The sequence below is a fragment of the Stenotrophomonas sp. AS012628 genome, assembly GCF_010608305.1.
GTDB classification, from domain to species: Bacteria; Pseudomonadota; Gammaproteobacteria; order Xanthomonadales; family Xanthomonadaceae; genus Stenotrophomonas; species Stenotrophomonas geniculata.
Window position 1 is genome coordinate 1 of sequence record NZ_VMBJ01000119.1, and the last position, 293, is coordinate 293.

1 protein-coding gene is annotated in these 293 nt (G+C 63.1%); it reads left to right on the forward strand.

The annotated features are described in order from the left end of the window. A partial coding sequence (locus tag G5A07_RS22280) for a hypothetical protein (RefSeq protein ID WP_223107763.1) occupies positions 1 to 224 on the forward strand: 224 nt, incomplete at its 5' end. Positions 225 to 293 lie beyond the last annotated feature (69 nt).

Sequence of the window (293 nt, forward strand, 5' to 3'; positions counted from 1 at the left end):
TTGGCAGCCGCATCCATGCGGCTGACACCCCCGCGTACCCAACCCGACCGGCCTCTGACAGATTTCGGAGGTCTGCCACCCACGGAGAAGAAAAAGAAGATCAAAAGCGGGTCGCGGCGCTGCGCTTGCTCGTGAGCCGAGCATGGCTCGGCTCTACACAAGGCAATGAAGCGACCCGCCAGGCCGCTTTTGCTTTTGATCTTCTCTTTCTTCTCCGTGGGTAGGCGCGCACGGAACCTGTCCGTGGCCGGGTAGATGGGCTGCGCAGGGGCGTGAGCCGCATGGATGCGGCG